Here is a 25155-nt window from a genome sequence, read left to right on the forward strand (position 1 = left end):
TTTCTGTTTTGCCGGTTTTTTTGATACACTAAAAGAGAAGACACAGTGAGAGGATGCAAAGTATGAAGACATCTGACTTTTTATTAAAACAAATTGCGACAGAATTAAAGCTTTCAACAAAACAAATTGGAAGTGTGATCCAGCTATTAGAGGATGGCAACACCGTCCCGTTTATTGCACGTTACCGGAAAGAGCAGACAGGCTCACTAGACGAAGTGCAAATTCAAACCATTTCTGAACGCTATACATATATCCAAAATGTGACGAATCGAAAAGAAGAAGTGATTCGCTTAATCGCTGAACAAGACAAATTAACAGATGAATTAAAACAGAAAATCGAACAGGCGCATAAGCTGCAAGAGGTCGAAGATTTATACCGTCCATTTAAACAAAAGCGTAAAACAAAGGCAAATGTAGCCAAAGCAAAAGGGCTTGAGCCGCTGGCGGAATATTTACTGAAGCTGCCAAACGATGATATTGAAAAGAAAGCATCGGCTTTTATCAATGAAGAAAAAGAAGTCACAACAGCAGAAGAAGCACTGGAGGGCGCCCAGCACATCATTGCTGAACAGCTTGCGGATGATCCTGATATGCGGAAATGGATTCGCAGCGAGACGTACCAAAAGGGAAGTCTTGTCACATCAGGAAAAGACGTTGAAAACGATGAGAAAAACGTCTATGAAATGTATTACGACTATCAAGAGCCGATTAAAAAAATTGTGCCTCATCGTGTACTCGCGGTCAACCGAGGCGAGAAAGAAGGAATTTTGAAAGCAGCCATCGAACCACCTGCTGAAAATATTCGTTTCTACCTCGATAAACAAGTTTTAAAAGGCAAGCAAACGACGGCGAGACCTTACATTGAAGCGGCCATTGATGATTCATATAAACGCCTGATTCAACCTTCAATTGAACGGGAAATACGAAAAGAGCTGACAGAAAAAGCAGAGGAACAAGCCATTCATATTTTCGCTGAAAACTTAAGAAAGCTCCTTCTTCAACCGCCGATGAAAGGAAGACGTGTACTTGGGGTGGACCCTGCGTTTCGTACAGGTTGTAAATTAGCCGTTGTTGACGATACAGGCAAAGTCCATCATATTGGCGTCATTTACCCGCATCCGCCTGTACAGAAAAAAGCAGAAGCCAAACAAAAAGTGAAAGAAATCATTCAATCATCCAACATTGAAGTCATTGCGATCGGAAACGGAACAGCCTCAAGAGAGACCGAACAATTCATCGCAGACTTGATCCAAGAGCTGGACCAGCCAGTTTCATATTTGATCGTGAATGAAGCAGGGGCAAGTGTATACTCTGCATCTGCGCTGGCAAGAGAAGAGTTTCCTGACTTGCAAGTGGAAGAAAGAAGTGCCATTTCTATCGCCAGAAGGTTGCAGGACCCATTAGCAGAGCTTGTGAAAATTGATCCAAAATCTGTCGGAGTGGGGCAATACCAGCACGATGTGAGTCAAAAGCAATTAAACAGCTCGTTAACCTTCGTGGTGGAGACGGTTGTCAACCAAGTCGGTGTGAACGTCAATACGGCCTCACAGGCGCTGCTGCAATATGTATCAGGTCTTTCAAAAGCCGTCGCAGGAAATATCATCAAGCGCCGCGAAGAGATTGGGAGATTCACAAGCAGAAAAGAACTAAAGGACATTCCAAGACTTGGAGCCAAAACTTATGAGCAGTGTATCGGTTTCCTGCGCATCACAGATGGACAAGATCCACTTGACCGCACGGGTATTCACCCTGAAAGCTATAAAGAAACAAAACAGTTCTTACGCATGATCAACATGACGCCAGACGATCTTGGAACAGAACAGTTAAAAGAGAAAATTGCTGAGGTGAAGCTGGACGAAGCAGCAGAGCAGCTTGAAATTGGTATAATCACTCTTCAAGATATCATTGATCAGCTCACAAGACCTGAACGTGATCCGCGCGATGAAGTACCAAAGCCGCTGCTCAAAACAGATGTATTGAAATTAGAGGATTTGAAGCAAGGAATGGAGCTGCAAGGAACGGTAAGAAACGTCGTAGACTTCGGCGCATTCGTTGATATTGGTGTCAAGCAGGACGGGCTTGTCCATATTTCAAAGCTAAGCAACCGTTTTGTGAAGCATCCGCTTGACGTTGTATCAGTTGGTGATATTGTGACTGTATGGGTGGACTCCGTTGATCAGGCAAAAGGCCGCGTTGCCCTCTCCATGCTGAAACCAGAGTAAACAAAAAACGAGGCGCACCTCAGGATGGGGTGTGCCTTGATGCGACTGAATGTTTTTTTCTGTAGAAGTACCAGCATTGATTGAGCAATTTGATTTGATAATGATTTTTCTCATAAAATGCTTTCTGCATCTGATTTTTCAGCCAGTTGGGCATCGCCCATTCCTCCTTTGATCAAAACAGTGGGTGTACCTTCAATGTATGCAAAGGGGAAATTGTCCTGTTCGAGGTTTTTATAGAAAGGAACGATCTTGATTGAAGGAGAGCGAGTTACAACAGTTAACAGAACATATTTCTGAGCAGTACTTTGGTAAGGCATTCCGCCATCAAGCTGTTTTTAATGACCGTCTCAAAACGACAGGCGGGCGGTATTTACTTGGAACACATAATATCGAACTGAACCGCCGATACCTAGAAGAACATGGACGAGAAGAATTAATCGGAATCATCAAGCATGAGCTGTGTCATTATCATCTGCATCTTGAGGGGAAAGGCTATCAGCATCGGGACCGGGATTTTCGTGAGCTCTTGCAGCAAGTAGGAGCCCCGCGCTTTTGTACTCCGCTGAAGACCGTACAAAATAAACGACGTGGACAGAAGCGGCAAGAATATGTTTGCACAGGATGCGGTCAGTATTTTATCAGGAAAAGGCGAGTTGATACCTCTCGTTATGTGTGCGGCGTCTGCAAAGGAAAATTAAAATGGCAGCGTACAATTGGTTCAGAGTGATAAGCATTCCTTTTGGGATGCTTTTTTTGTGAGATGAAGTAGACATATTGAGACAAATAGAGACGCAAGTCTCATTTTGTCTCTTTTTTGATCGGTGTGAATCGCTCAAATCCTAAGTTTTCAAGCGCCATGATGTTGGCACGATTTTTGCTTGTATAGAAGTGCAAGCAAAAAAGGTAGGAGGTTTTATCATGGAAATGGCACTTACAAAAGAAAAAGCCGTTTGGATGTATCGAAAAATGCAGGAAATTCGCCAATTTGAAGATCAAGTACACACGCTTTTTACAAAGGGGATCTTGCCAGGTTTTGTCCATCTTTATGCTGGTGAAGAAGCTGTAGCTGTAGGAGTCTGCGCTCATCTGAATGAACAAGACAGTATTACAAGTACACACCGCGGCCACGGTCATTGTATCGCTAAGGGCTGTGATCTAAAAGGAATGATGGCAGAAATCTATGGAAAAGCCACAGGTCTTTGTAAAGGTAAAGGTGGATCTATGCACATTGCAGATTTTGATAAAGGAATGCTCGGTGCCAACGGAATTGTTGGGGGCGGCTTTCCACTTGCGTGCGGGGCAGCCCTCACGGCTAAATATAAAAAGAAAGATAATGTAAGCGTTTGCTTTTTTGGGGATGGTGCTAACAATCAAGGGACTTTTCACGAAGGAATCAACCTCGCCGCTATCTGGAAACTGCCAGTCATTTTCATCGCAGAAAACAATGGTTACGGGGAAGCGACGCCATTTTCGTATGCTTCAAGCTGCAAATCGATTGTGGATCGAGCCGCCAGTTATGGTATTCCGGGTATTCAAGTGGATGGAAAAGATGTGACAGCTGTTTATCAAGCAGCAGAACAAGCGATAGAACGAGCAAAAAATGGAGAAGGTCCGACATTGATTGAATGCATGACATATCGGAACTATGGTCATTTTGAAGGAGACGCTCAGCGCTACAAAACCAATCAAGAAAAAACCGAACATCAAGAAGAGAAAGATGCCATCACTCTTTTTAAAAATGAATTATTAAAGCAGCAGCTGCTAACAGATCAAGAAATATCAAGTATTGAAGCGTCTGTAGCAGAAGCGATAGATGAAGCCGTGAGATTCAGTGAAGAAAGTGAATATCCAGATCATGCTGAATTGCTAACTGATGTGTATGTTTCGTATCAATAAATCTGAAAGGAGAGAGGGAAATGACAAGAGAAATCAGCATGTCTAGTGCTTTGAATGAAGCGATTAAACTGGCAATGAGAAGAGACGGAGATGTCATTTTAATGGGGGAAGATGTTGCGGGAGGTGCTCATGTAGATCACTTACAGGATGATGAAGCATGGGGCGGTGTTCTTGGTGTAACAAAAGGGATTGTTCAGGAATTTGGGCGTGAACGTGTCCTTGATACACCGATTAGTGAAGCTGGCTATATAGGTGCGGCCATGGCAGCTGCTTCAACAGGGCTAAGACCAATTGCTGAACTCATGTTTAATGATTTTATCGGTACTTGTTTGGACCAAGTGCTGAACCAAGGCGCAAAATTTCGATACATGTTTGGCGGAAAAGCAGAGGTGCCTATCACGATTAGAACGACACATGGGGCGGGTTTTAGAGCAGCTGCCCAGCATTCACAAAGTTTGTATGCGCTATTTACAAGTATCCCTGGTTTGAAAGTAGTTGTGCCTTCTTCACCATATGATGCCAAAGGGCTGCTGCTGGCAGCCATCGAGGATCAGGACCCTGTCATCTTTTTTGAAGACAAGACACTTTACAATATCACAGGAGATGTGCCGGAAAGGTATTACACACTGCCGCTTGGTAAAGCAGATGTGAAGAGAGAGGGATCTGATGTAACCATCTTTGCAGTAGGCAAACAAGTGCATACAGCACTCGAAGCAGCAGAGCAATTGTCTGCTCAAGGTATTGAAGCGGAAGTGATTGATCCAAGAAGTTTGTCACCGCTCGATGAAGAAGCCATTCTGACTTCAGTAGAAAAAACAAATCGACTTGTCATTGTCGATGAAGCAAATCCAAGATGCGGAATTGCCGCAGATATCTCTTCTTTGATTGCAGATAAAGGATTTGATTTACTTGACGCGCCAATCAAAAAAGTGACGGCTCCTCATACACCGGTGCCATTTTCACCACCTCTTGAAGATATATATTTGCCAACACCCGATAAAGTTGTGAACACCGTATTAGAGATGATTGGCAAGAGTCATGACAAGATCTTGAACTAGAGAAAGGAGAGAGAGAGATGGCTGTCGAAGTTGTGATGCCTAAATTGGGCATGTCGATGAAAGAAGGAACGGTATCTGTCTGGAATAAAGAGGTCGGTGAGACCGTAAATAAAGGAGAAAGCATTGCAAGCATCAACTCCGAAAAAATTGAAATGGAGATTGAATCACCTGCTGAAGGAACCATATTGGATATAAAAGTACCTGAGGGAGAAGGTGTACCACCTGGCACGGTCATCTGCTATATCGGTGAAGGAAATGAACAGGTGGAGAGAAAGAAAGAAAAAGAAATCCAGTCAAAACCAAAGAAAGAGAGAAAAAAAATCTCCCCTGTTGCCCGTAAAATGGCGAATAGTGCAAACCTAGACATTGATACACTGGTGGGGACAGGACCAGGTGGAAGAATTACGAAAGAGGATGTGCTTCATGCGCTACCTGAACGGAAAGAGAAAAAACAAAACGAGCCAGAGCATCAGCCTATTAACATGATGCGGAAAACAATTGCCTCAAGAATGATGGAAAGCCTGCAAACAAGTGCACAATTAACCATTACGATGAAAGCGGACGTGACAAAACTGACAAACCTACAACAACAGCTGAATGAAACAGCCATCGCACGTTACGAGACAAAGTTGACCATCACCGATTTTGTAGCCAAAGCAGCGATCCTATCGTTGTTAGAACATCCTGCGATGAACAGTCAATATCATAACGGAGTTGTCGAAACCTTTGAGAATGTTCATCTTGGGATTGCTGCTGCGTTAGATAACGGATTGGCTGTACCGGTCATTCAGCATGCGGAGCGGTTAACACTGATAGAGCTGGCGAAGGGCATTAAATTGTATGGTAAAAAAGCACGTGAAGGAAAGCTTCTACATGACGAAATCAAAGGTTCTACCTTTACCATCACCAATCTTGGAGCGTATGGTGTAGAGCATTTCACACCAATTTTGAATCCGCCGGAAGCGGGGATCCTTGGTGTCGGAACAATGTATGACACCCCTGTTTATCGAGAGGATGAATTGTGCAAAGGGACCATCCTACCACTCAGTCTTACGTTTGATCACCGCGTGCTGGACGGGGCGCCTGCCTCTGCATTTTTATCAACGGTCAAAGCACACTTAGAAGAACCAATATCCATTCTTTTATAGGAAGAAGGTGAATGTACCATGACACTGGTCATTATAGGAGGCGGCCCAGCAGGTTATGTGGCGGCCATAACAGCCGCCCGTTTTGGCAGGGAGGTTGTGTTAATTGATCAAGGTAAGCTGGGAGGTACCTGCCTCAATGAAGGCTGTATCCCGACCAAAGCACTTTTGCAAAGCGCCGATATGTATGAGCATGTGAAATCGGCTGGACATTTTGGAATTGAGCTTCCAGAACATGAGCCTATCATGCAATGGAATGCTGTCCAAAAGCGGAAACAGTCTGTCGTCAAGCAGCTCACTGATGGTGTTCGTTACTTGATGAATAAAAACAAAATTACCGTGGTAAATGGGAAGGCTTCATTTCTATCAGCACATGAGCTATTCATAGAAAGTGAAGGGAAGTCTGAAATCATTCAAGCAAAACAAATCATTATTGCAACAGGGGCTGTGCCTGCGGCTTTACCGTTTGCACCTTTTGATGGCGAATGGATCATTCACAGCAAGGACGCCATGTCACTTTCTTCGATCCCAGATTCACTTTGTATCATTGGGGGCGGGGTGATTGGCTGTGAGTTTGCGAGCATCTTTAGCAGAATGGGATCAAAGGTTGTTATGGTTGAACGGGCAGTGCACATTTTACCAGAAGAAGATCGTGATACAGCACAATGTCTTCACGAGCAGCTCGAAGAAACGGGTGTAAACATTTTGACGTCCGCCGCAGTCAAACAGCTTGATTCCTCTTCAAGAAAAGTAGTGGTGGAGAATAATCAAGGAGAACGTTGTGACATCCAGTCGGATCTTTGCTTAGTGGCGATTGGCAGAACTCCGCAACTTGGAGAGTTGAATCTTGATCAGATTGGAATTGAATTTGATAGAAACGGAATCTACGTCAATGAACATATGCAAACCAATCTCCCGCATATCTATGCGTGCGGTGATGTGACAGGTGGTGTCCAGCTTGCTCATACTGCCTTTCATGAAGGGACGGTTGCGGCTTCCCATGCATCAGGTGAACATCTAAAGGTCAATGAACAAGTGATTCCGAGGTGCATCTACACCTCTCCAGAAATCGCGAGTGTTGGTTTAAATGAAGAGAGTGCTAGAAAACAATATGAGGAGATTCGGATAGGGACATGTGCATTTTCTGCAAATGGAAAAGCATTAATCTTAAATCAACCAGCCGGTCACGTAAAGGTCATTGTAGAGCCGCAATATCAAGAAATATTAGGCGTTTCAATCATTGGACCGAATGCAACAGAAATGATTGGACAAGCGGCGGTGATGATGCATGCAGAGTTGACCGCTGATACATTAGAGCAGTTTATTGCGGCACATCCGACACTGTCAGAGGCGATACACGAAGCCTTGTTGCAAACGATTGGCCGAGCGGTGCACTGCTGAACAAGACTCCTTTTCTATCCGATTGACTTCTTGGGTTAGCCAATGATAATTGAAAGCGCTTTTATGTTTATCTATAATGAATAAAAAGCCCCCAGAGGAGAGGATGGAATGAATCCGACGCCTTGTTATTTAAATACGTGGAAACGTTTTGTTCGTGAAGGTTTGCTTGATCAGTCTCGTCTGAATAAGAGAGTGGCAGAATCATGGCACAGGTGTAAACAGGCAAATGTGAATCCGTATTTAGATAAAGGACAGTCGTTGTTAGAAAAGGAACGATTCAGTGCCCAAAAAAAGAAATATTCATTATTCCTAAATGCGGCTCTTCCTTACTTAAATAAAATCAATCAGCAATTAAAAGATTCTGATATGCTGGCCTTACTCATCGATGCAGATGGTTATGTGCTAAGTCTGACAGGAAGCGAAAGAACGATGGTGGAAGCCAGAAGAATTAATTTTATGGAGGGTTCACGCTGGACTGAAACAGATGTAGGGACAAATGCGATCGGAACGGCACTCGTCATCGGAGAAGCGGTGACGATCAACGGAACGGAGCATTTTTCTATCGCCTCTCATCATTGGAGTTGTTCAGCTGCTCCAATTCGCGATGCGGACGGTACGATCATAGGGGTGATTGATATCTCCTGTATGACGGATAACAAGCACCCTTTTATGCTTGGAATGGCTTCAACGGTTGCTTATGCCATAGAGAGAGAAATTCAAGTCGAGCAAAAAAGGAGAGAGATGGAACTGATCACTCATTGTCTCCAGCAGGTGGAAGCAGATGAACCGTATGTGGTCTGTAATGAAAAAAAGCAAATTGTGTCTGCCAGCAGGTCGATTAGAGATCGATTTTCAGACTGGCATGGAATGGATGTTGATCGGCTTAAGGATCATTCATTTGTTATTCGGGGAAAGGAGATCATTCAATCAGAGCAAGACGGGATGGTGCTAGGTATATCCCTTTCTCTTGAAGAAGCAGCGAAAAGCAGCATTACCGTTTCTTTTGCTCAATTTCCCGGGGAATCAGGAACAAGTAAGGTATTTCAACAGACGCTTAGTGAGATGAAGAGAGCGGCACAAACAGATGCTCATGTGTATATTTGGGGAGAAACAGGGACAGGGAAGGAACTCGCCGCTAGAGCCATTCACTCCGCCAGTGAAAGGCATAAAGGGCCGTTTATTGCTGTTAATTGCGGAGCCATTCCTGAAAGCCTGTTAGAAAGTGAGCTGTTTGGCTATGCTGAAGGTGCTTTTACAGGAGCAAAACGTCACGGAGCTAAAGGGAAATTTGAACAAGCCCATAAAGGAACACTCTTTCTAGATGAAATAGGCGAAATCCCATATGCGATGCAAATAGCGCTTCTTCGAGTGATAGAAGAAAGGGCAGTCGTACCGCTCGGCGGGACACACGAAATCCCTTTGGATATTCGAATCATTACAGCGACTCACCGTAATATGAACGAACTGCTGAAGGAAGGAAAAATACGAGAAGACTTGTATTACCGTCTTCATGTCTATCCGATCAATATCCCGCCGCTTAGAGAAAGAAAAGAAGACATTCATGATTTATATCGTTATTACCAAAAGAAGCACCACTGGAATGCAGCGTTTCCTGAATCATTTTTTCAGAAATTACAGGCGTATCATTGGCCAGGAAACATAAGAGAGCTTTTTAACCTGTTTGAACATCTAAGGGTCCTCTATCCGAAAGGCGGATGGATTGGTGAATCGCAATATGCTTCAGTTTTAGAGGCGATTGATCAGAAAAAGCAGAAGCTGCATCCAGCGGAGTATACCGAGACTTCAAAAGAACTCACATTCAGGGAGCGCATTCAAAAGCAAACAGTGATTGATGCACTGCATAAAACGAAAGGTCATGTGTCAGAAGCAGCGAGGCTCGCAGGAGTGCCAAGAAGTACTTTTTATAAGTGGATGCGAAAGTTTCATCTGTCTTAATTTCATGAAAGGCTGCATCAAGGCCCTTGGTCTATGTGAAGAGGTCAGGGGCTTTCTGCCAAGTTAAACAAATGGCATGGAAAAAGGCTTGACTGTTATATTAGTATATGTTAAATTATAAAAGCCGTCGCAAATGAAGCAGGAATGAAAAGCTTAAAAATTCTTGACACATTTTTCTGGCATATATATAATGAAACATGTCTTATTATTCCGCAGTAGCTCAGTGGTAGAGCTATCGGCTGTTAACCGATCGGTCGTAGGTTCGAGTCCTACCTGCGGAGCCATAATGGAGAAGTACTCAAGTGGCTGAAGAGGCGCCCCTGCTAAGGGTGTAGGTCGCGCAAGCGGCGCGAGGGTTCAAATCCCTCCTTCTCCGCCATAATTTTATGGCCCGTTGGTCAAGCGGTTAAGACACCGCCCTTTCACGGCGGTAACACGGGTTCGAATCCCGTACGGGTCATGTTTTCTTTTTTATGTTGATTCGTTGGGCTATAGCCAAGCGGTAAGGCAACGGACTTTGACTCCGTCATGCGTTGGTTCGAATCCAGCTAGCCCAGCCATTTTTTTATATATGTTTTTCTGCATAGCAGATGAGCCATTAGCTCAGTTGGTAGAGCATCTGACTTTTAATCAGAGGGTCGAAGGTTCGAGTCCTTCATGGCTCACCATTGTCACGCGGGTGTGGCGGAATTGGCAGACGCGCTAGACTTAGGATCTAGTGTCTTTATGACGTGGGGGTTCAAGTCCCTTCACCCGCATTGTTTTTTAAACAGTGCACTTATGAATATATGAGCACATCATACACGCGGTCGTGGCGGAATGGCAGACGCGCTAGGTTGAGGGCCTAGTGGGTGAATAACCCGTGGAGGTTCAAGTCCTCTCGGCCGCATCAATGATACCAAGGGTTTATAGACCTTTGGTATTTTTATTTATTTATAGTATTTCACGTAAATGCCCAAAACGTGCCCACTTACTTTATCTAAGTGGGCATATTTTGTTTGAATTTGATATTTTTAAATAATGTCATCTAATTTATCAGCCATGGATTTTTGTTTGTTTGGAAATAAGTGTCCATATACATCTATTGTTGTTCTTATAGATGCATGCCCTAATCGTTCTTTGATTGTGTGATATTCCTCTCCTTGATCAATGAGTAGTGCGACATGTGAATGTCTTAAATCGTGTAATCTGATTACTTTTAAATTCTCATCTTCTTGACAGAAATATTTAATTTTTCGTGAGAAAATATCTTTTCTAGATGGTGTATCTTTATATTGAAAAATGAATGTTTCGTCTGAATGAGAAATACCTAGATCATCAAAAAGCTTTTCTTGTTCTTGTCTCCATTGATCTAATAAATCTAAAAGTTTCTTGTTTATGCTTATTCGCCTTATAGAGGTTTTTGTTTTGGGTTCAATTAAAACATGTTCTCCATTGATAAATGTTGAGGCTTTGTTGACATCTATCTCTTTTTTATATCTGTCAATATCTATCCATGTAAGACCCAACAACTCTCCACACCTCATTCCAGTTAAATAAGCTGTTGTATAGAATGTTTTGAATAGTAATTGATCTCCAGGGATTAGGCTAAGAAAATCTTTAAACTCTTGTGGAGTCCAAAATTTCATTTTTTTATGCTCTTTGGGTAATCTTTTTATATTGTCGCAAGGATTAGATGTCAAAGCCTCTTCTAAAATTCCAACGTTGAAGATTTGATTTAATATGGTCATGATATTGTTAATTGTTTTATTACTTAATTTTTTTTCTTTTTCTGTTTTAGATTGAAGGTGTTTTCTAAAGTTTAGTATGTCTTTTTTTCTTATTCTTTGTAGAATGCTTTTTTTAAAGTAAGGAAGAATATGCTTATTTATAGAGTACATCATATTTTCGGGATAAGTTCCTTTGTGTGCAGCCTCACTATATTCATAAAACAGATTCAATAAATCGCAGAATTCCATTTTTTCTTTCTGAACAAAATGATCTTTTTCGTACTCGCTTTTGATTCTTACTTCTAAATCTTCGGCTTCTTTTTCTGTCAAAACTTTACGTCTTGTTCGAATTCTCTCACCAGTAATAGGGTCAATGCCAAGACTTACATCTACAAGCCACTGACCATTATCGAGTTCTTTAATCAATAAAACCAACCTCCGTTAAAAGGCGAGGTTAAAATAATTGTTAGAACGGTTCTCAGTTCGTTTTTTCGATAACAATTGCATTTGTGAATATTTATATTGAATAGCTGTAATAGGTAATTTGTAAAAGGTTGCTGCTTGCTCTAGAGACCAGTTTTGAATTTGAGGATAAGCATTCATAACCATTTCATCTGTTAAAAGTAGCTCAGTAGCGAAAATGTCAGCCTGGTGTTCTAATTTATCTTCAAGTGCAGTTGAACAATTAGATATTCTAAAGGTGTTTAAGGTTTTATGAAGAAAATAGTGTCCGAGTTCATGAGCTATGATGAAATCTTTTTCTTCTAAATCGTTATTTATATGGATTAGATAAACATCTTGTTCCTTGTAGTATTGAAGGAATCCGTTCGCGTTTCCTAAAGGATGAGTAAGAATAGAAATATTTAATTGTTCGCAGATGGTATACACATTATTTGTTTTAAAATCTTTTAATAGCGAAATAACCTTGTGTTTAATTCCTTTAGTAGTATAGATATGCGATCACTCTTTCTTTTTCATTTCATCTACAAGTCTAATTCCATTTTTTAAAGCTTTTTTTATGAGAGTGGCTGTTTCAGCATCTATATTGCCACTTTTCATCAATAGTAATGTATCTTCATCCTTTAATTCCTCAATCGCTTCTTTAAAAGCTGCACTTAAGACCGGATCACTAATATCTTCATCTTCATCTCTGCCTAATAAAAAATCAGTTGAAACGTTATAAATTTCGCTTATTTTCTTTAATGTGTTTGTATCTGGGTCTCTGTAATTTCTTTCATAATTGGATAATACGGCTTTTGATATACCTATTTTTTCAGCAGCATATTCTTGACTCCATTTTTTTTGTGCTCTAACAAATTTTAATCTCTCACCTAATGTCATTATTTTCACTCCACGAAAAGTTGATTATGATTTATATAATACAACAAAACGTTTATTTTCCCATTAAAGTAAACGAAAAGTTTATAAAAAGTGTTGACGTAAACTAAAAGTTGTTTTATTCTTATTACATAGTCAACTAATCGTTTACAAAATGGGATGAAAAAACATATAAACTCCACGAAAAGTTGTTTTTTTATATTAAAGTAAACGATTAGTGTATTTTAATAAAGTATTTACACGAAGGGTTGATTTTATTCTGGAAGAGGTGAAAAAAATGAAAGACTTTTTAACAGCCAAGGATATTCAACACATCCTCAAAGTAAAACAAGCAAAATCTTATGAAATTATTAGAGAGTTAAATAGGGAAATGCAGAAGCAAGGTTATAAGGTAATTAGAGGTAGAGTAAATAAAGCTATCTTTGAAAAGGCTTATTTCTATAATGAGGAAGTAAAGACTGGGTGATAAACATGAAGTTACAAGATACTCACAAATTTATGAGTAAAGCTGTTTTACTCGCAAAAACTTTAGAAGGCAACTGGTCGGCAAGAATGAAAATGGCACTAAATAATGTGTACATAGACCATTATTTATCACAGCCACTGACACGAGAAGTAATTGAAAAGTTGTTACTAAAAGGGATGTCGTTTCGCAGAATAAAAAAACATTATAATGTCGGAATGCAAGAAATTTCTTCTCTTCTCGCTAAATGAATAGTGTGAGTTTACACCACTATAAAGCGTGAGAGATAAAAGAGAGGTTGTGAAGTAATTGAGCCTTTTAGAATTTTTCAATCAATCCTTAAAAAGGTTTGAAAATGAAAAAGAACCAATTACATTTGCTCTAGCAGCAGTAATTCAAAAAAAGATTGATGAGTCAATGCACAAAGAATATGAGGAATTTGATCAATGGTTTAGACAAACGTTTTATTCAGAGGGGAAGCCGACGCATTATTTTAGGATGCCTCTTGTTGACGAATCACCAGTCATATTTGGTGGTAAACCAAAAGTTATTCTTTTGAATGGCCCATATGTAAGTGGAGTATCTGTTTAAAAAGGAATGATGTTCCTTGAAAAATACATACAGACAAAAAAAGCGCCCTTGACTGAATCAAGAACGCCGATAATAAAACCTAGACAATTTTATTATAAGGCTTCTTGAATGAAATGTCATGCGTGAGTATTTGACGATTAACGGCAATCATGTTTAATAATGCCGAAGCAGGCTAGAAGAAGCGTGCGAAATAGCTGTAAGCAGCTTGATGATCATAAATGGTCTACTAGGTTGCCATGACTGGCTATGCTGTGAGCGACTGATAAGCGCCATGATGACAGAGTCGGAGCGATTTTATTTTTTAATAAACCAATAAAAACGTGATGAACACGCATAAAAGGAGAACTTATAATGGAATTGAAATTTATTGTACCTAATATTAAAGAAACTTTCGGTGAAGTAAAATTTATGGGCTTTAATCGTGAACGATTCGTTTATGATCGAGTGCGTCAACAAAGAACGGATCAATTGGAATCAAGAACTTATAATCTAGGGTCTAGTTGCCAAGGTGGTCAGATCGAAGTTACAGTACCAGCAGCGGTCGAACTTAAAGAGTTCGATTTTATGAGTGATGTTGAATTGGTAAACCCGATTATCCAGGCACAAGCTCGTGCCAATGGAAACTTTGCTAATTTAGCGTGGACTGTTGTCGCTGATGATATTGTGCAAAAGGGTTCAAATGCTAATACTGCAAAAGTAACACCATCAGCCCCAGCAACAAATGATAAAAAGTAATAGTGTTAGGGGTGGATGACCATTTCTAAGCTATGGAAGTATAAAGGGACAAAGATTCGTCCTAGACATAAAAATAACGTGGTGAAAACAGGTGCATTAATTAGTGTGCCTGTTTTTTTGTTGCTTATGATCATGTTCTGGAAAGAGCATCTTTGGGTTCTATATGAAAAAGGTATAGAACATACATTTCAAAACTTAACTTTTAATGTTCCGTTAATTGTTACAAGTTTATCTGTGTCAATTGTTATTCCAACAGCTATTTTACTTGGTTGGCTTTACATGTTCCGTAAGCAGAAATTCAAAAAAATTTATCATCGTCAAAAAATTTCACGAATGATTTTGTCAAATAAGTTTTATGAGAGTAAAAGCGTGAAAAGCCGTATCACAGGTAGGATGGTTCAAAAAATCACATATTTCCCTAGGTTTTATTATAGGGTGAAAGACGGTCATATCATTATCAAGATTGCAATGGATATGAGCAGGTTCCAGTCTAGATTTATGGAATTAGGGAAGGAATTCGAAAATGGGTTCTTTTGTGATTTAGTGTCTACAGATATGGAAGATGGCTTTTATACCTACAAGTTGCTTTACAATGCGGGTAGAAACCGCATAGGGATTAATGAAGCCATAGTTGAAAAAGGGTCTATGACATTAATGAAGCATATTAAATGGGAGTTTGATAAGCTGCCGCATATGCTTATTAGCGGTGGTACAGGTGGTGGGAAAACGTATTTTATACTTACGCTTGTGAAGTCTCTTGTTGCTTCTGGGGCGGACGTTCGTATATTAGACCCGAAAAATGCGGATTTGGCAGATTTAGAAGAAGTTCTCGAGGGAAAGGTTTTTTCTCGTAAGAACGGTATTATGATGACTTTGCGGAAGTCCGTTGAGGACATGATGCGAAGGATGGATGAAATGAAAAATCATCATAATTATAGGACAGGAAAGAACTATGCTTTCTTAGGTTATAAGCCTGTCTTTATTGTATTTGATGAGTTTGTAGCATTTGTGGATATGCTTGATTTTAAAGAAAGAGAAAGTGTAATACAAGATATTAAACAAATAGTGATGCTTGGCAGACAAGCGGGTTTTTTCCTCGTGGCTGGTGCTCAAAGACCAGACGCAAAATATTTTGCTGACGGAATAAGAGATCAGTTTAATTTTAGAGTATCTTTGGGAAAAATGTCCGAAACTGGTTATGCCATGCTGTTTGGTGATACTGATAAAAAATTCGTTGAAAAGGATATTAAAGGTAGAGGATACGCTTATGCAGGTACAGGAAACATAATGGAATTTTATAGCCCTTTGATACCAAATGGATATGATTTCATAGAGGAAATCCGACTTGCTAAAGGAGCGTAGGGCGCGCAGGCGGCGACAGCCGCAAGCGGCAGCGAAAGCGCCCGAAGTGACTTAGGAGGAGTGAGCGCAGCGAATGACGGGGAAAGTGAAACCCCCCCATGCTAACAGGGGGGTTCTACGGAAAAAAGAAGAAGAAAAAAGTCAATTAACATCAATGGTTGACTATGTTCGAATTAGTTTCAAAACACATGATATTGACCATATCATCCAAAACGTCCTACATATTCATAAAGATTTTATGACAGAAGAGCCGAGGGGCTTTTACGGATATATAGGAACTTGGAGAATGGATATGATCAAGGTCTTCTATAGTGCGCCAGGTGATGACCGAGGAACTTTAATTGAATTATCGGGTAAGGGATGTCGTCAGTTTGAATCTTTTCTCGAATGTAGAAAGAAAACTTGGTTCGATTTCTTTCAAGATTGTTTAAATGAAAAAGGGAGTTTTACAAGACTAGATATAGCAATTGATGACAAGAAAACTTATTTTTCTATACCTAACCTCTTGAAAAGAGTTCAAAAGGGATTATGTGTTTCTAGGTATCGAAGAGTTGATAACAATGGCTCAAATCAAATAGCGGACGGAAGTTCGGCAGGAACGACAATATATTTTGGTTCTAAAAAATCTGAATCCTATCTCTGTTTCTATGAAAAGAATTATGAGCAGGCTGATAAATTTAATTTATCTTATGATGATTTAGAGAAGTGGAATAGATATGAAATTCGACTTAAATCTGAACGAGCGCATTCAGCAGTATGTGAATTAATAGCAGATCGCAATCTGAAAAAGATCGCAATTGGAATTATTAGCAACTGTATTCGCTTTGTAGAAGAGAATGGGGAAGAGGATAAAAGAAAGAGGAAAACCAGTCCTTTTTGGCTGAAATTTATTGGTGATGTTGAAAAGTTGCAATTAACTATTGAACCTAAAAAAGATTTTTATGAAAAATCAAGGAATTGGCTTCAAAATAGTTGTGCTCCTACTATGAGGATGATTCTTGAAGCAGATAGATCATTAGGGAATAGTCGTCTATTAGACGTGATTTTAAATGCAGAAGACGGAGCTTTAGGAGATAGTGATATATTGAATATGATTTTTAATGCAGAATTGCAGGAAAAGCACGAAAAAATGCTAGACACCTATTTAACGCCAATTCATGAAATGGTGGTTTGATTTTAGGTGCTTACTGCAAATAAACACAGGTGACGCGAATATCGCTTGTGTCAACGGTAAGCGCACCGTAGGGAGCATTAAGGAGTTGAAACAATCAGCGCCCCCAAACCCTTTTAATGTCTCAAAAGGTCATCACACCTTTTGAGCTGCCTACCGGCGAGGGAGTCCCCCATGAGTGGGGGACTAGGGGGAAGAGTTCTTAAAGGATAGTCAAAAGACTGTCCTTTTTGTTTTGATGAAAGGGAGGGATTATTTTGAATGAAACAGTACATGACCTTAAAATAATGCCGCAATATTTTTGGGCAGTAAAGACAGGGATAAAGGGCTTTGAAATTCGAAAAAATGACAGAGAATTTCAAGTAGGTGATATCCTTCGTTTGCGTGAATATAAGGACGGACAGTATACAGGAAGGCTTGTTTTGGGGAGGATCACTTTCATAACGTCCTTTGAACAGAAAGATAATTATGTTGTCTTGAATTTTAAAAGACTTAAATTGGATCAAGCTGTGTGAGGTAACATGGGCCAATGGAAAGGGTTAGATCATAGACTATTTAATTTGGGTTTTATGGTTGGTGTTCCTTCTAAGGTTTATGTAAGACAGATTAGTCGTGAGTGGTTTTTGGTTGTGGAGGGAGAACGTATAAAAGGTTTTACTGAATATAGGTATTCTTTCTATAAAACTAAATTTATGAAAGATGGAAGAATGACTAGTACAAAGGTATTTCTTGATAAAAGTAGTGTTCGGCAGGTATATAGAAAGGTAGTAAATTACATCAATTATTTGGAAAAAAACCAAATTTTTTGATGTAAAATACTACAAGAAATGGTATAATTGTAGTAAGGGTAAAACGTAAAAAGAAGGAGTCGGGGAGACTATGAAAGCGAAAAAAGTTGTAATTAGTCTAGGGTTGGCGGGCGTTTTAGTTGGTGGAACTATTTGGGGGTTCTCTGCTGCTAACGCAAAGCAGGAGACACAAGATAAAGAGCAACCAAAAACAGCTACTGTTGTAAAAGAAACAAAGACGACGGAAACTAAGGAACTAAAACCGAAAAAAGAACAAGTGAAGAAGAAGGAATTAAAAGAGATAAAAGAAGTTAAGAAGGAAAAGCCTAAAAAGGTAAAGAAAGTCGAAAAGCAGCAAAAACAGGTCGTTAGTGATCAGCAGCAGCCACAACAAAAAGAAAGAATCGTTGCTGCCAGTGAACCGAAAAAGAATAACAATAGTAGTGTTAGTAAAGCTCCTGTGAAAAAACAACAAACGAAAGTATATAGAAATACAACTGGTTCTTCTAGTCCTTCAAAAAATGTTCAGACAAAAAAGAACTATGTAAGTAATGGTGGTTCTAAAAATAATACAGTTTCGGAACGGAAGGTCAACACTCCGAAAAAATCTAAAACAGTGCCGAAAAAAACTCCTTCTAATGATTCTCAAAAGAAAACAAATAGCGGTACTGATTGGGATAAGGTCGGTAAGGACTTAGAAAATAAAAAATGGGATCATAAAGATTCTGGGGAAATTGATAGTGGCGGAAACACTTGGGATTCTTGGGAATAAGTAAGTTTTAGGTATTCGTATAAACGAATGCCTTTTTTGTTGGAATCAAAAGGAGGAATGAAATTATAAAGAAGCTAATTCTTGTTGGATTATCTATTATATCAGTCTTGCTAGCTGGTGTTGTATTCACTTCCACTTTAAAGGCTTCATCACCTAAAGTAGAGTATTTAGGGCAAGCAAAATATGGTGATTATATTGTTGGGAAATTTAGAGTGAATGGAGAGATCGCTTTTTGTCTCGATCATGCTAAGATTTCACCTCCAACAGGTACATCTTATGGGGGAGGTAATGCTTATAAGAATGAACAGGTTAGGGCAATTCTTTATTATGGGTACGGTGGAGTAGAAAACGAAGTAGGTAACAATGATACAGGTCTTGTTGCCACAACAATTGCTTTAGATTCTGTTATGAACAACAATCATTCATCTGGACGTGAAAGAATACCAGGATACAAGAAACTGATGGAACATGCTAAGAAAAAAGATGTTCCATCAACTAGTATCAAGTTTTCAAAGGAAAAAGTGCAAAGCTACTTAGAAGGAAATGTACAAAAGACTGAGAAAATTATCTTTAAAGCCGATAAGAAGAATTCAATTACTCTAAACATCCCAAAAGAAGTAACTTTGCATTATGATGGGAAAAAGTTTTCTAATAAAAAAGTTAAGATTACTGGAGGAGAAAGTTTTCATTTTACTGCTCCTCTTGATTACGGAAAAGACTTAAAATATGAAAAATTAAAGCCTTCTCTTGGTAAATATCAATCTATTTTGTTCACTGCTTCAAGTTCAAAATATCAGAGGCTTGGTTCTGGCCTGTTGACTGACCCAGAACCAAATATAAATTTGTCAGTGGGGTTTGAAGTGCGTCAGAAGAAAATCAATGTGCAGCACATTGATAAATACTCTGGAGAAGTTATGGAAAAGGAGAGCTATACAAGAAACATAGGTTCAACGTATTCATTTTCGCCTAAAAAATCCATCGCAAAAGGGAAAGAAAAATTTATTCCTGTGAACACAAATAAGAAAACAGGCACATTAAGCAAAGATGTGACCATCAAGTTCTATTACAATTTGGAGCGATCTATAACTGTACATTATTTTGATGATCGCACAGGTGAAAAGATAAAAGAATCTAAGACGTACAAAAAGGTGCGTGGTGTAAAGTATACCGAAAAACATCCTACAATTAAGGATGGTGAATACACGTATCGTTATGTAAAGACAACAGGAGACAAAGAAAGTGGAACGATTGGCGGTAAGAATATCGTTATCAATTATCATTATGATAAGCCATTGGCAAAGCTATCGTTTGATAAACTGCAAATTTACACAGCGAAATCCACAAAGGGTTTACCTGTGAAAGTTCATCTGTCTAAAGTAATGAATTATAAGACCGCTTTAAAAGATTTTGAAGAAAAGAAAATCACAGTGGCTCTGTACTTGAAGAATAAGAAAATCGTTTCTAAGACATATTCTGCGAAAGAGCTGCCTAAGAAAATAGATATGACAATACCATCTGACGGTTTAAAGGTTGCTGTTAAAAATCTCTACACTGTGAAATTCACAGACTTCAACAAAAAAGATTTTAAAATTGATACTGCTGCATCCGAATTGAGTACAGAAGGATATGCAGCGAGCGAAAAAACGATCAAGGCAAGTTCTGAAAAGCAAAAAGATTTGTCATACAAAGGCGTTGTGATGACTGAAAAAACGCCATCAGCAGGAAAGGTTTATTATGAAACACTTACTTTCCCATTAGCGAAAATTGAAAAGAAGAAAACAGGCTATGGATTCAAGCGAAAGGTGAATCTTCATTATGAAAATGAAATTGGCGGCAGCATTAAGCCATCATTTGACTTTGAAGTTCCCACACGTTTAGTCGATAGTTATTTGACGTACAAAAAAAGCGGTGATCGCTCATTGATCACCATGGAACAAACGAAAGTGTCTAACAATAAACAGGGTGAAACGTCAGTCTATGACCTTGTGTATGAGCTTCCTCATATCAATGTGGAACGACACACAGGCAGCCTGTTTAGTGATGATCAAGTAGAAAGCAAAGACAAAAGAATTTCGTATGATCTGGTTGATGGCGGTCGTAAATTCTATTCTCCGATTTGGTCAGACTTGGGGAATTACGAAACGAAAATCAAGTCAAAACCAATGGGTGTCAATTTAATAAAGACAGAAGTCACCGAACAATTGGAGCTTTATGCGTCCATGTATGCTCACATGGATTCAAAGACGAAAGATCAAGATGAAGTGTTGCTGAAACCTGTATATGCTGACAATCCATTTCCTAATGGTCTGCCAGAAGGATGGACTAAAAAGGATTTAGATTGGGTTATGTCTCGTTAAACTCTGACCACTAATAAACACAGGTGATGCGAATATCGCTTGTGTCAACGGTAAGCGCACCGTAGGGAGCATTAAGAAGTTGAAACAATCAGCGTTCCCAAACCCTTTTAATGTCTCAAAAGGTCACCATACCTTTTGAGCTGCCTACCGGCGAGGGAGTCCCCCGAAGAATCGGGGGAATAGGGGGATTGAAGTGTAATTTATGATAGAAAGGAGTTTTTTAAAATGTCTTCTTTGTGGGGAATGTTAGCAAATCGAAGCCAATATGAAGAAGAAATGGAGAAGTTGGGTTTCTCTAGTGTTAGTGAAGAAATGTATGAAGAAGCCAAAGGTTTTTCGGAATCGAATTGGGAGAATGAAGACCCTCCAAACGTTGAGAGAACACTGACTGTTAATGGGGAAGAAAAAATAATAGTAGTCCAATTTTCATGTGATCGGGATAATGAATGTGAGTTTATGCCATATCGATTAAGATTTGATGGATGTAGAGTTTATTAATATAAAACGTGGGAGTAATCACTAAAGGATAGTCAAAAGACTGTCCTTTTTTGTTTCTAAAAAAGGAGGAAAAACATTGATTTTAAATTTTGCTAACGGTTTGCAATTTGCTAGTGAGCTAAGAGAGATTGAAAAAAAGGCTAGAATTGCATGGGAAAGCATCTGGTTAGAAGCGACAGATCAAATTAGGTCTGCTAGGACTATTGAAGAATTTCTTGGAACGATTACCGTCCGAAAGAAAATTGAAATGGATGGAAAGGAATCTATTTTGCAAGTGGATTTTGAAGCCCAGTTTCCAGAAGAGAGAGACGGAGAAACATATGTTGATGTTTTTTATCAGGGATTTGAACTTCAAGAATAATGAAAGGGGGATATAAATGGCTTTTGTTTTTGAGAACATTACCAAATTTGAAAATGAACTAAAAAAGGTTGGGTGTACTTTCCCCAGTGGTTCATTTTTAAAGGCAGTACGTAAAAATGTAGAAGCTGGGACGGTCTCGTTTGATGTTGGGGCAGAAATTGAAGATGGTGAAGACATTTATAAACTAAGAGTCTTCTTTTCAATAGAAGAGCCAAAAGAAGAAGTTGAAACGCCTATTGCTGCTTTGCCGATTTGCAGTTTTGATTGTTTGTGGCTGGAAAAAAAGAATGAAAATTAAATGTAAGTAAGGGGGGCGTAGAATTGAGCTATGATTTGAAAAATCAAAATGACTTGGTGAATGAGTTAGAAAGAGTCGGATGTTTAGGGGTCTATCACAACATAATGATGGAACTCGATTATTTTCCAGTAGATGAAAAAGCCATCGTTGTTGAATTTGTCAAAATTGAAGGAGTTCGCCATAGACTAGCGGTGACTTTTGTGCGTAATGAAGGAAAAGGGGATGAGCTTTGGCGATCATGGTCATTTGATCATTTGACCTTAGAAAAAAGAGAGCGAGGGAGCTAGAAAGGAGGTTAAAGATTATGCAGCATAGTTTTATCAATTACGGTACTTATCAAAAACAAATGTCTGAAATCGGCTGTTCTTCATTAGCAGAAGATTTATATATTCAACTTGTCGAACGTATAAAAGGTGGAGAAATTGGAGGCATTGACCTTACAGGTAACATCACTTTAGGTGATAAGGACAATGAAGGTAATTACAAATTAAGCCTTGTGACTGTTTCTTTCAATGCTCATATGAATGACGATGGGGTATGTGAAATGTCTTTTGAACGTGTCAATGTCTCGGAAGTTGATTGGTGAAAAAAGTTCGTTGAAGGGAGGGAGGGGAGTTGAAAGGTGTACCATTAATTCTTCTCATGGTGGCGGTTATCCTTTTTATTGTGGGTGCGACTACTTACTATTATGTTGCTGATTATAGGCAACATAGCATAATCGCTACAATGAATGAATCGGCACGTATAGCGAGCCTTAGAAACGTAGATAACAGCATTAGAATAGAAGAAGGAAAAGTTGAATTGTCACAGAGGGCTTTCGAATTGAATTTCGAAAGTTCTTTTAATGATAAAAACAACGTGAAACTTGGAAAAACATCTTTCAAATATAAGTACCTCAAAGGTACTGATGGAAAAATGAAAGCTGTAAAAATTATATTAACGGATCAAAAAAACAAAGAATATCGAACAACATTAGTTGTCGATAAACCGAAGGGAGATCGTAAATGATTACCGAAATTGAGGAACAAAAGCAGTTGCTGGAGGATGTACGAAAACATTTAAAACTAAATCATCCTTCGGAATTATTAAAAGCCTTTGTCGATCTTGAAGCAAGGGGAAAAGTGAATGAGGTGGTCAAGAAAGACTTTCCTCATTTGAGTAATGAAGAATTAAAATTTGTCATGGCGGAAGTCGTTGGCTTAGGGGTCATTGAAAAGATCATTGATGAGTATGAGGGCGTAACAGACATTTCGTATAACGGTACACATCTTGACGTCATTACGAATCAAGGGAAATTCCGTTATGGAGAAATCGAAGAATCATACATTATCAAGATCATTCAAAAATTCGCTAATGCCTGTCGCAAAGAATTCACCCGAAAAAATCCTATCTTGGATGCTGCGTTTTCTAATTTGCGTCTGAATGCAGTTCATAAGGATATTGCCCAATATGGCACAACAATGGCGCTTCGGGTTGTCAGACCAAAATTAGCATTACATCAAGAGAACTTTAAATCTTTTGCTCCAGATTATATTTTAGATTTATTGAAAGCGATAGTGGCTTCTAAATCTAATGTCACAATCGCTGGTGAAACTGGAACAGGTAAAACCGAGCTGCAAAAACTTCTGTTATCGTTTGTTGAGTACAAAGATCATATTGTCATGATCGAAGATACTCCAGAGAGCCATGCGAAAATCCTTTTTCCTGACAAGGACATTAAATCATGGATTACTAATCCTTCGATAAACATTGAAATGTTGGTGAAAGCAGGTTTAAGAAATAACCCTGCTTGGCAGGTTGTTTCAGAGACACGAGGTCGAGAAGCATATGAAATGATGCAAGGGATTTTAACGGGTCACAGATTGATTACGACATTGCACGCTGTTAATGCTCGGGCCATACCATCAAGACTTATTAATATGATGAAAATGGGTTACGACATTGACGAAACATCTATGAAAGAGGATATTTTCCGTTATCTTAATTTTGGGATTCATATTGAAAAAATTGAAGATGGAGAAGGACGTATGAAAAGGTATTTGAAAGAGATCGTGGAGTTTTTGCCGAATGGTGAAGTCTTGACGGTTTTTCGTTGTGATCTGACCAATAAAGGATTTGAATATGTGCCAGGTAAGGTGAGTAGCATTTTCGTAAATCGAATGATGGAAAAACGTGTGGATATTCAGCTTCAAAGCAAAATTAAAGATGGGTGGGAGGTACATGAAATTTCGTAAAAAGAAGCTTTATAGCTTAGAAGAAATACGCGCTATGTCTAAAGCATTTGGTCAGCCGTTACAAAAAAGGGAATATGCAAAATTCATTTTGACTCCATTCATATGTTTTGCAGGGTTCGCTTATTTACTTTTTCATTATTGGTGGATGGCTCTTATCTGTGGTTTGATTGGTGGTTCGTATGGTTGGTTTTATCAATTACGAAGGAAAGTCAAAAATGATTATGAGAAGGAAGCGTTTCAAGAAAGAAACAATTTTTTAAATAACATGACCCAGTTATTGACGAACGACGACATGCCATTGGTAGAAGCCTTTTCTACATGTACCAAATACGCAGAAGGTGAGTTGAAACGAAAGCTCATTGATCTTGAAATAACATTGGTTGATTCGGATGAAAAAGAGGTCGTAGAGGCTTTTAAAAGTTTGAGGCGTGCATATAAAAATGACGTTCAATTCGATCAATATATAGAGCAGTTAGGAATCATGTTTGTTGAGGGGCGCACATCCATTTTGACTCTCAAAGATACAAAAGATTATCACAATAAAGTTTTGTTGAAACAGCAAAGATTTATTGAAGATAAGCAGCAACATAAGAAAGACTTTAGAACAATGATTCTCTACTCAATAGGGTTTATTGTAGGCATTATGCTTTCATTTACCCTAAAGAAATACGTTGATATTTACGCACATGCCCTAGTTGGGATGATAGCTAATACAGTTTACTTATCTATCATTTTCTATGTCTATCATCAGTTTAATCAAAGGTATTTTGATGATGCTGTAACGGAGGTGAGAATCTAAA

General features: G+C 39.1%; 29 protein-coding genes and 7 tRNA genes. 32 read left to right on the top strand and 4 right to left on the bottom strand.

From position 1 onward, the window contains the following. Positions 1–62 precede the first annotated feature (62 nt). The gene (locus NST57_RS02710; RefSeq protein WP_341297981.1) at positions 63–2222 is read left to right on the top strand and encodes a Tex family protein; all 2160 of its coding nucleotides are present in this window, start codon (positions 63–65) and stop codon (positions 2220–2222) included. 19 nt (positions 2223–2241) lie between these two features. Here the strand turns inward: NST57_RS02710 and cmpA are convergent, their stop codons facing one another. Further along, entirely contained in the window at positions 2242–2376 is a 135-nt protein-coding gene (gene cmpA / locus NST57_RS02715) for a cortex morphogenetic protein CmpA (RefSeq protein WP_142154111.1), read from the bottom strand. A 99-nt stretch (positions 2377–2475) separates the two neighbouring features. Here cmpA and NST57_RS02720 point away from each other — a divergent pair, with 99 nt between their 5' ends. The 13 genes from NST57_RS02720 to NST57_RS02780 all read left to right on the top strand — a co-directional run bounded on the left by NST57_RS02720 (position 2476) and on the right by NST57_RS02780 (position 10567). Next, positions 2476–2949 carry a SprT family protein gene (locus NST57_RS02720; RefSeq protein ID WP_142154113.1) on the top strand — a complete coding sequence of 158 codons (474 nt, stop codon included), beginning with the start codon at positions 2476–2478 and terminating at the stop codon, positions 2947–2949. Between the two features lie 191 nt (positions 2950–3140). After that, on the top strand, positions 3141–4118 hold the full coding sequence (locus NST57_RS02725; protein ID WP_142154115.1) for a thiamine pyrophosphate-dependent enzyme: 978 nt from the start codon (positions 3141–3143) through the stop codon (positions 4116–4118). 20 nt (positions 4119–4138) lie between these two features. After that, a complete protein-coding gene (locus NST57_RS02730; RefSeq protein ID WP_341297982.1) occupies positions 4139–5176 on the top strand; it encodes an alpha-ketoacid dehydrogenase subunit beta in 1038 nt (345 codons plus the stop codon). Positions 5177–5193: 17 nt separating this feature from the next. Beyond that, positions 5194–6324 (top strand): dihydrolipoamide acetyltransferase family protein, encoded by a 1131-nt coding sequence (locus tag NST57_RS02735; RefSeq protein ID WP_341297983.1) that lies wholly within the window; start codon positions 5194–5196, stop codon positions 6322–6324. Positions 6325–6342: 18 nt separating this feature from the next. Beyond that, a complete protein-coding gene (lpdA, locus tag NST57_RS02740) occupies positions 6343–7722 on the top strand; it encodes a dihydrolipoyl dehydrogenase (protein WP_142154119.1) in 1380 nt (459 codons plus the stop codon). Positions 7723–7830: 108 nt separating this feature from the next. Further along, on the top strand, positions 7831–9678 hold the full coding sequence (locus NST57_RS02745) for a sigma-54-dependent Fis family transcriptional regulator (protein WP_341297984.1): 1848 nt from the start codon (positions 7831–7833) through the stop codon (positions 9676–9678). Between the two features lie 209 nt (positions 9679–9887). Continuing rightward, positions 9888–9962 (top strand) — tRNA-Asn (locus NST57_RS02750). A gap of 4 nt (positions 9963–9966) precedes the next feature. Then, positions 9967–10057, top strand: a tRNA-Ser gene (locus NST57_RS02755). Between the two features lie 9 nt (positions 10058–10066). Next, a tRNA-Glu gene (locus tag NST57_RS02760) sits at positions 10067–10138 on the top strand. A gap of 25 nt (positions 10139–10163) precedes the next feature. Further along, positions 10164–10238: transfer RNA gene (locus NST57_RS02765), tRNA-Gln, on the top strand. Between the two features lie 32 nt (positions 10239–10270). Then, positions 10271–10346, top strand: a tRNA-Lys gene (locus tag NST57_RS02770). A 7-nt stretch (positions 10347–10353) separates the two neighbouring features. After that, positions 10354–10436 (top strand) — tRNA-Leu (locus tag NST57_RS02775). Between the two features lie 47 nt (positions 10437–10483). Beyond that, positions 10484–10567: transfer RNA gene (locus NST57_RS02780), tRNA-Leu, on the top strand. A 124-nt stretch (positions 10568–10691) separates the two neighbouring features. Here the strand turns inward: NST57_RS02780 and NST57_RS02785 are convergent. From NST57_RS02785 to NST57_RS02795, 3 genes are all read right to left on the bottom strand, one after another. Continuing rightward, the gene (locus tag NST57_RS02785) at positions 10692–11813 is read right to left on the bottom strand and encodes a tyrosine-type recombinase/integrase (RefSeq protein ID WP_335370853.1); all 1122 of its coding nucleotides are present in this window, start codon (positions 11811–11813) and stop codon (positions 10692–10694) included. 15 nt (positions 11814–11828) lie between these two features. Beyond that, on the bottom strand, positions 11829–12275 hold the full coding sequence (locus NST57_RS02790) for an ImmA/IrrE family metallo-endopeptidase (protein WP_341297985.1): 447 nt from the start codon (positions 12273–12275) through the stop codon (positions 11829–11831). Positions 12276–12347: 72 nt separating this feature from the next. Next, positions 12348–12728, bottom strand: coding sequence for a helix-turn-helix domain-containing protein (locus tag NST57_RS02795; protein ID WP_019743978.1), 381 nt, complete (start codon positions 12726–12728; stop codon positions 12348–12350). Positions 12729–13002: 274 nt separating this feature from the next. On the opposite strand from NST57_RS02795, the gene xis reads away from it, so the two are divergent. The 18 genes from xis (at position 13003) to NST57_RS02885 (ending at position 25154) form a co-directional block, all read left to right on the top strand. After that, on the top strand, positions 13003–13191 hold the full coding sequence (gene xis / locus NST57_RS02800; protein ID WP_341297986.1) for an ICEBs1 excisionase: 189 nt from the start codon (positions 13003–13005) through the stop codon (positions 13189–13191). 5 nt (positions 13192–13196) lie between these two features. Further along, on the top strand, positions 13197–13439 hold the full coding sequence (locus NST57_RS02805; protein WP_080563256.1) for a hypothetical protein: 243 nt from the start codon (positions 13197–13199) through the stop codon (positions 13437–13439). Between the two features lie 58 nt (positions 13440–13497). Next, positions 13498–13779, top strand: coding sequence for a hypothetical protein (locus NST57_RS02810; protein ID WP_341297987.1), 282 nt, complete (start codon positions 13498–13500; stop codon positions 13777–13779). Positions 13780–14130: 351 nt separating this feature from the next. After that, the gene (locus tag NST57_RS02815) at positions 14131–14514 is read left to right on the top strand and encodes a YdcP family protein (protein WP_144487122.1); all 384 of its coding nucleotides are present in this window, start codon (positions 14131–14133) and stop codon (positions 14512–14514) included. 15 nt (positions 14515–14529) lie between these two features. Next, the gene (locus NST57_RS02820; RefSeq protein WP_341297988.1) at positions 14530–15876 is read left to right on the top strand and encodes an FtsK/SpoIIIE domain-containing protein; all 1347 of its coding nucleotides are present in this window, start codon (positions 14530–14532) and stop codon (positions 15874–15876) included. Positions 15877–15949: 73 nt separating this feature from the next. Further along, the gene (locus NST57_RS02825; RefSeq protein ID WP_341297989.1) at positions 15950–17050 is read left to right on the top strand and encodes a replication initiation factor domain-containing protein; all 1101 of its coding nucleotides are present in this window, start codon (positions 15950–15952) and stop codon (positions 17048–17050) included. 254 nt (positions 17051–17304) lie between these two features. Beyond that, positions 17305–17562, top strand: coding sequence for an ASCH/PUA domain-containing protein (locus NST57_RS02830; RefSeq protein ID WP_341297990.1), 258 nt, complete (start codon positions 17305–17307; stop codon positions 17560–17562). 6 nt (positions 17563–17568) lie between these two features. Beyond that, positions 17569–17856 carry a hypothetical protein gene (locus NST57_RS02835; RefSeq protein WP_341297991.1) on the top strand — a complete coding sequence of 96 codons (288 nt, stop codon included), beginning with the start codon at positions 17569–17571 and terminating at the stop codon, positions 17854–17856. Between the two features lie 70 nt (positions 17857–17926). Then, entirely contained in the window at positions 17927–18607 is a 681-nt protein-coding gene (locus NST57_RS02840) for a hypothetical protein (protein ID WP_341297992.1), read from the top strand. A 107-nt stretch (positions 18608–18714) separates the two neighbouring features. Then, complete coding sequence (locus tag NST57_RS02845) at positions 18715–20964, top strand: thioester domain-containing protein (protein WP_341297993.1); 2250 nt, start codon at positions 18715–18717, stop codon at positions 20962–20964. Positions 20965–21189: 225 nt separating this feature from the next. Then, positions 21190–21462 (top strand): hypothetical protein, encoded by a 273-nt coding sequence (locus NST57_RS02850; protein WP_341297994.1) that lies wholly within the window; start codon positions 21190–21192, stop codon positions 21460–21462. Between the two features lie 76 nt (positions 21463–21538). Then, positions 21539–21823 carry a hypothetical protein gene (locus NST57_RS02855; protein ID WP_341297995.1) on the top strand — a complete coding sequence of 95 codons (285 nt, stop codon included), beginning with the start codon at positions 21539–21541 and terminating at the stop codon, positions 21821–21823. A 16-nt stretch (positions 21824–21839) separates the two neighbouring features. Then, a complete protein-coding gene (locus tag NST57_RS02860) occupies positions 21840–22121 on the top strand; it encodes a hypothetical protein (protein WP_341297996.1) in 282 nt (93 codons plus the stop codon). 23 nt (positions 22122–22144) lie between these two features. Continuing rightward, positions 22145–22408, top strand: a complete 264-nt coding sequence (locus NST57_RS02865; protein ID WP_341297997.1) for a hypothetical protein — start codon at positions 22145–22147, stop codon at positions 22406–22408. A 17-nt stretch (positions 22409–22425) separates the two neighbouring features. Then, a complete protein-coding gene (locus NST57_RS02870) occupies positions 22426–22707 on the top strand; it encodes a hypothetical protein (RefSeq protein ID WP_341297998.1) in 282 nt (93 codons plus the stop codon). 29 nt (positions 22708–22736) lie between these two features. After that, positions 22737–23129: a hypothetical protein gene (locus tag NST57_RS02875; protein WP_341297999.1), complete on the top strand. Its 393-nt coding sequence runs from the start codon at positions 22737–22739 to the stop codon at positions 23127–23129. Then, positions 23126–24355 carry a CpaF/VirB11 family protein gene (locus tag NST57_RS02880; protein WP_283924297.1) on the top strand — a complete coding sequence of 410 codons (1230 nt, stop codon included), beginning with the start codon at positions 23126–23128 and terminating at the stop codon, positions 24353–24355. The genes NST57_RS02875 and NST57_RS02880 overlap by 4 nt, the downstream gene beginning before the upstream one ends. Continuing rightward, complete coding sequence (locus NST57_RS02885; protein ID WP_268496429.1) at positions 24342–25154, top strand: hypothetical protein; 813 nt, start codon at positions 24342–24344, stop codon at positions 25152–25154. Before NST57_RS02880 ends, NST57_RS02885 begins: the two co-directional genes overlap by 14 nt. Position 25155 lies beyond the last annotated feature (1 nt).

Source organism: Bacillus sp. FSL M8-0077 (assembly GCF_038050255.1).
GTDB classification, from domain to species: Bacteria; Bacillota; Bacilli; order Bacillales; family Bacillaceae; genus Bacillus; species Bacillus altitudinis.

Excerpts from the sequence above, each read along its gene's own strand:
- NST57_RS02710 (WP_341297981.1), top strand. The coding sequence starts at position 63 with ATGAAGACATCTGACTTTTTATTAAAACAAATTGCGACAGAATTAAAG.
- cmpA (WP_142154111.1), bottom strand. The coding sequence starts at position 2,376 with ATGCCCAACTGGCTGAAAAATCAGATGCAGAAAGCATTTTATGAGAAA.
- NST57_RS02725 (WP_142154115.1), top strand. The coding sequence starts at position 3,141 with ATGGAAATGGCACTTACAAAAGAAAAAGCCGTTTGGATGTATCGAAAA.
- NST57_RS02730 (WP_341297982.1), top strand. The coding sequence starts at position 4,139 with ATGACAAGAGAAATCAGCATGTCTAGTGCTTTGAATGAAGCGATTAAA.
- NST57_RS02735 (WP_341297983.1), top strand. The coding sequence starts at position 5,194 with ATGGCTGTCGAAGTTGTGATGCCTAAATTGGGCATGTCGATGAAAGAA.
- lpdA (WP_142154119.1), top strand. The coding sequence starts at position 6,343 with ATGACACTGGTCATTATAGGAGGCGGCCCAGCAGGTTATGTGGCGGCC.
- NST57_RS02745 (WP_341297984.1), top strand. The coding sequence starts at position 7,831 with ATGAATCCGACGCCTTGTTATTTAAATACGTGGAAACGTTTTGTTCGT.
- NST57_RS02795 (WP_019743978.1), bottom strand. The coding sequence starts at position 12,728 with ATGACATTAGGTGAGAGATTAAAATTTGTTAGAGCACAAAAAAAATGG.
- xis (WP_341297986.1), top strand. The coding sequence starts at position 13,003 with ATGAAAGACTTTTTAACAGCCAAGGATATTCAACACATCCTCAAAGTA.
- NST57_RS02805 (WP_080563256.1), top strand. The coding sequence starts at position 13,197 with ATGAAGTTACAAGATACTCACAAATTTATGAGTAAAGCTGTTTTACTC.
- NST57_RS02815 (WP_144487122.1), top strand. The coding sequence starts at position 14,131 with ATGGAATTGAAATTTATTGTACCTAATATTAAAGAAACTTTCGGTGAA.
- NST57_RS02820 (WP_341297988.1), top strand. The coding sequence starts at position 14,530 with ATGACCATTTCTAAGCTATGGAAGTATAAAGGGACAAAGATTCGTCCT.
- NST57_RS02825 (WP_341297989.1), top strand. The coding sequence starts at position 15,950 with ATGACGGGGAAAGTGAAACCCCCCCATGCTAACAGGGGGGTTCTACGG.
- NST57_RS02835 (WP_341297991.1), top strand. The coding sequence starts at position 17,569 with ATGGGCCAATGGAAAGGGTTAGATCATAGACTATTTAATTTGGGTTTT.
- NST57_RS02840 (WP_341297992.1), top strand. The coding sequence starts at position 17,927 with ATGAAAGCGAAAAAAGTTGTAATTAGTCTAGGGTTGGCGGGCGTTTTA.
- NST57_RS02850 (WP_341297994.1), top strand. The coding sequence starts at position 21,190 with ATGTCTTCTTTGTGGGGAATGTTAGCAAATCGAAGCCAATATGAAGAA.
- NST57_RS02860 (WP_341297996.1), top strand. The coding sequence starts at position 21,840 with ATGGCTTTTGTTTTTGAGAACATTACCAAATTTGAAAATGAACTAAAA.
- NST57_RS02870 (WP_341297998.1), top strand. The coding sequence starts at position 22,426 with ATGCAGCATAGTTTTATCAATTACGGTACTTATCAAAAACAAATGTCT.
- NST57_RS02880 (WP_283924297.1), top strand. The coding sequence starts at position 23,126 with ATGATTACCGAAATTGAGGAACAAAAGCAGTTGCTGGAGGATGTACGA.
- NST57_RS02885 (WP_268496429.1), top strand. The coding sequence starts at position 24,342 with ATGAAATTTCGTAAAAAGAAGCTTTATAGCTTAGAAGAAATACGCGCT.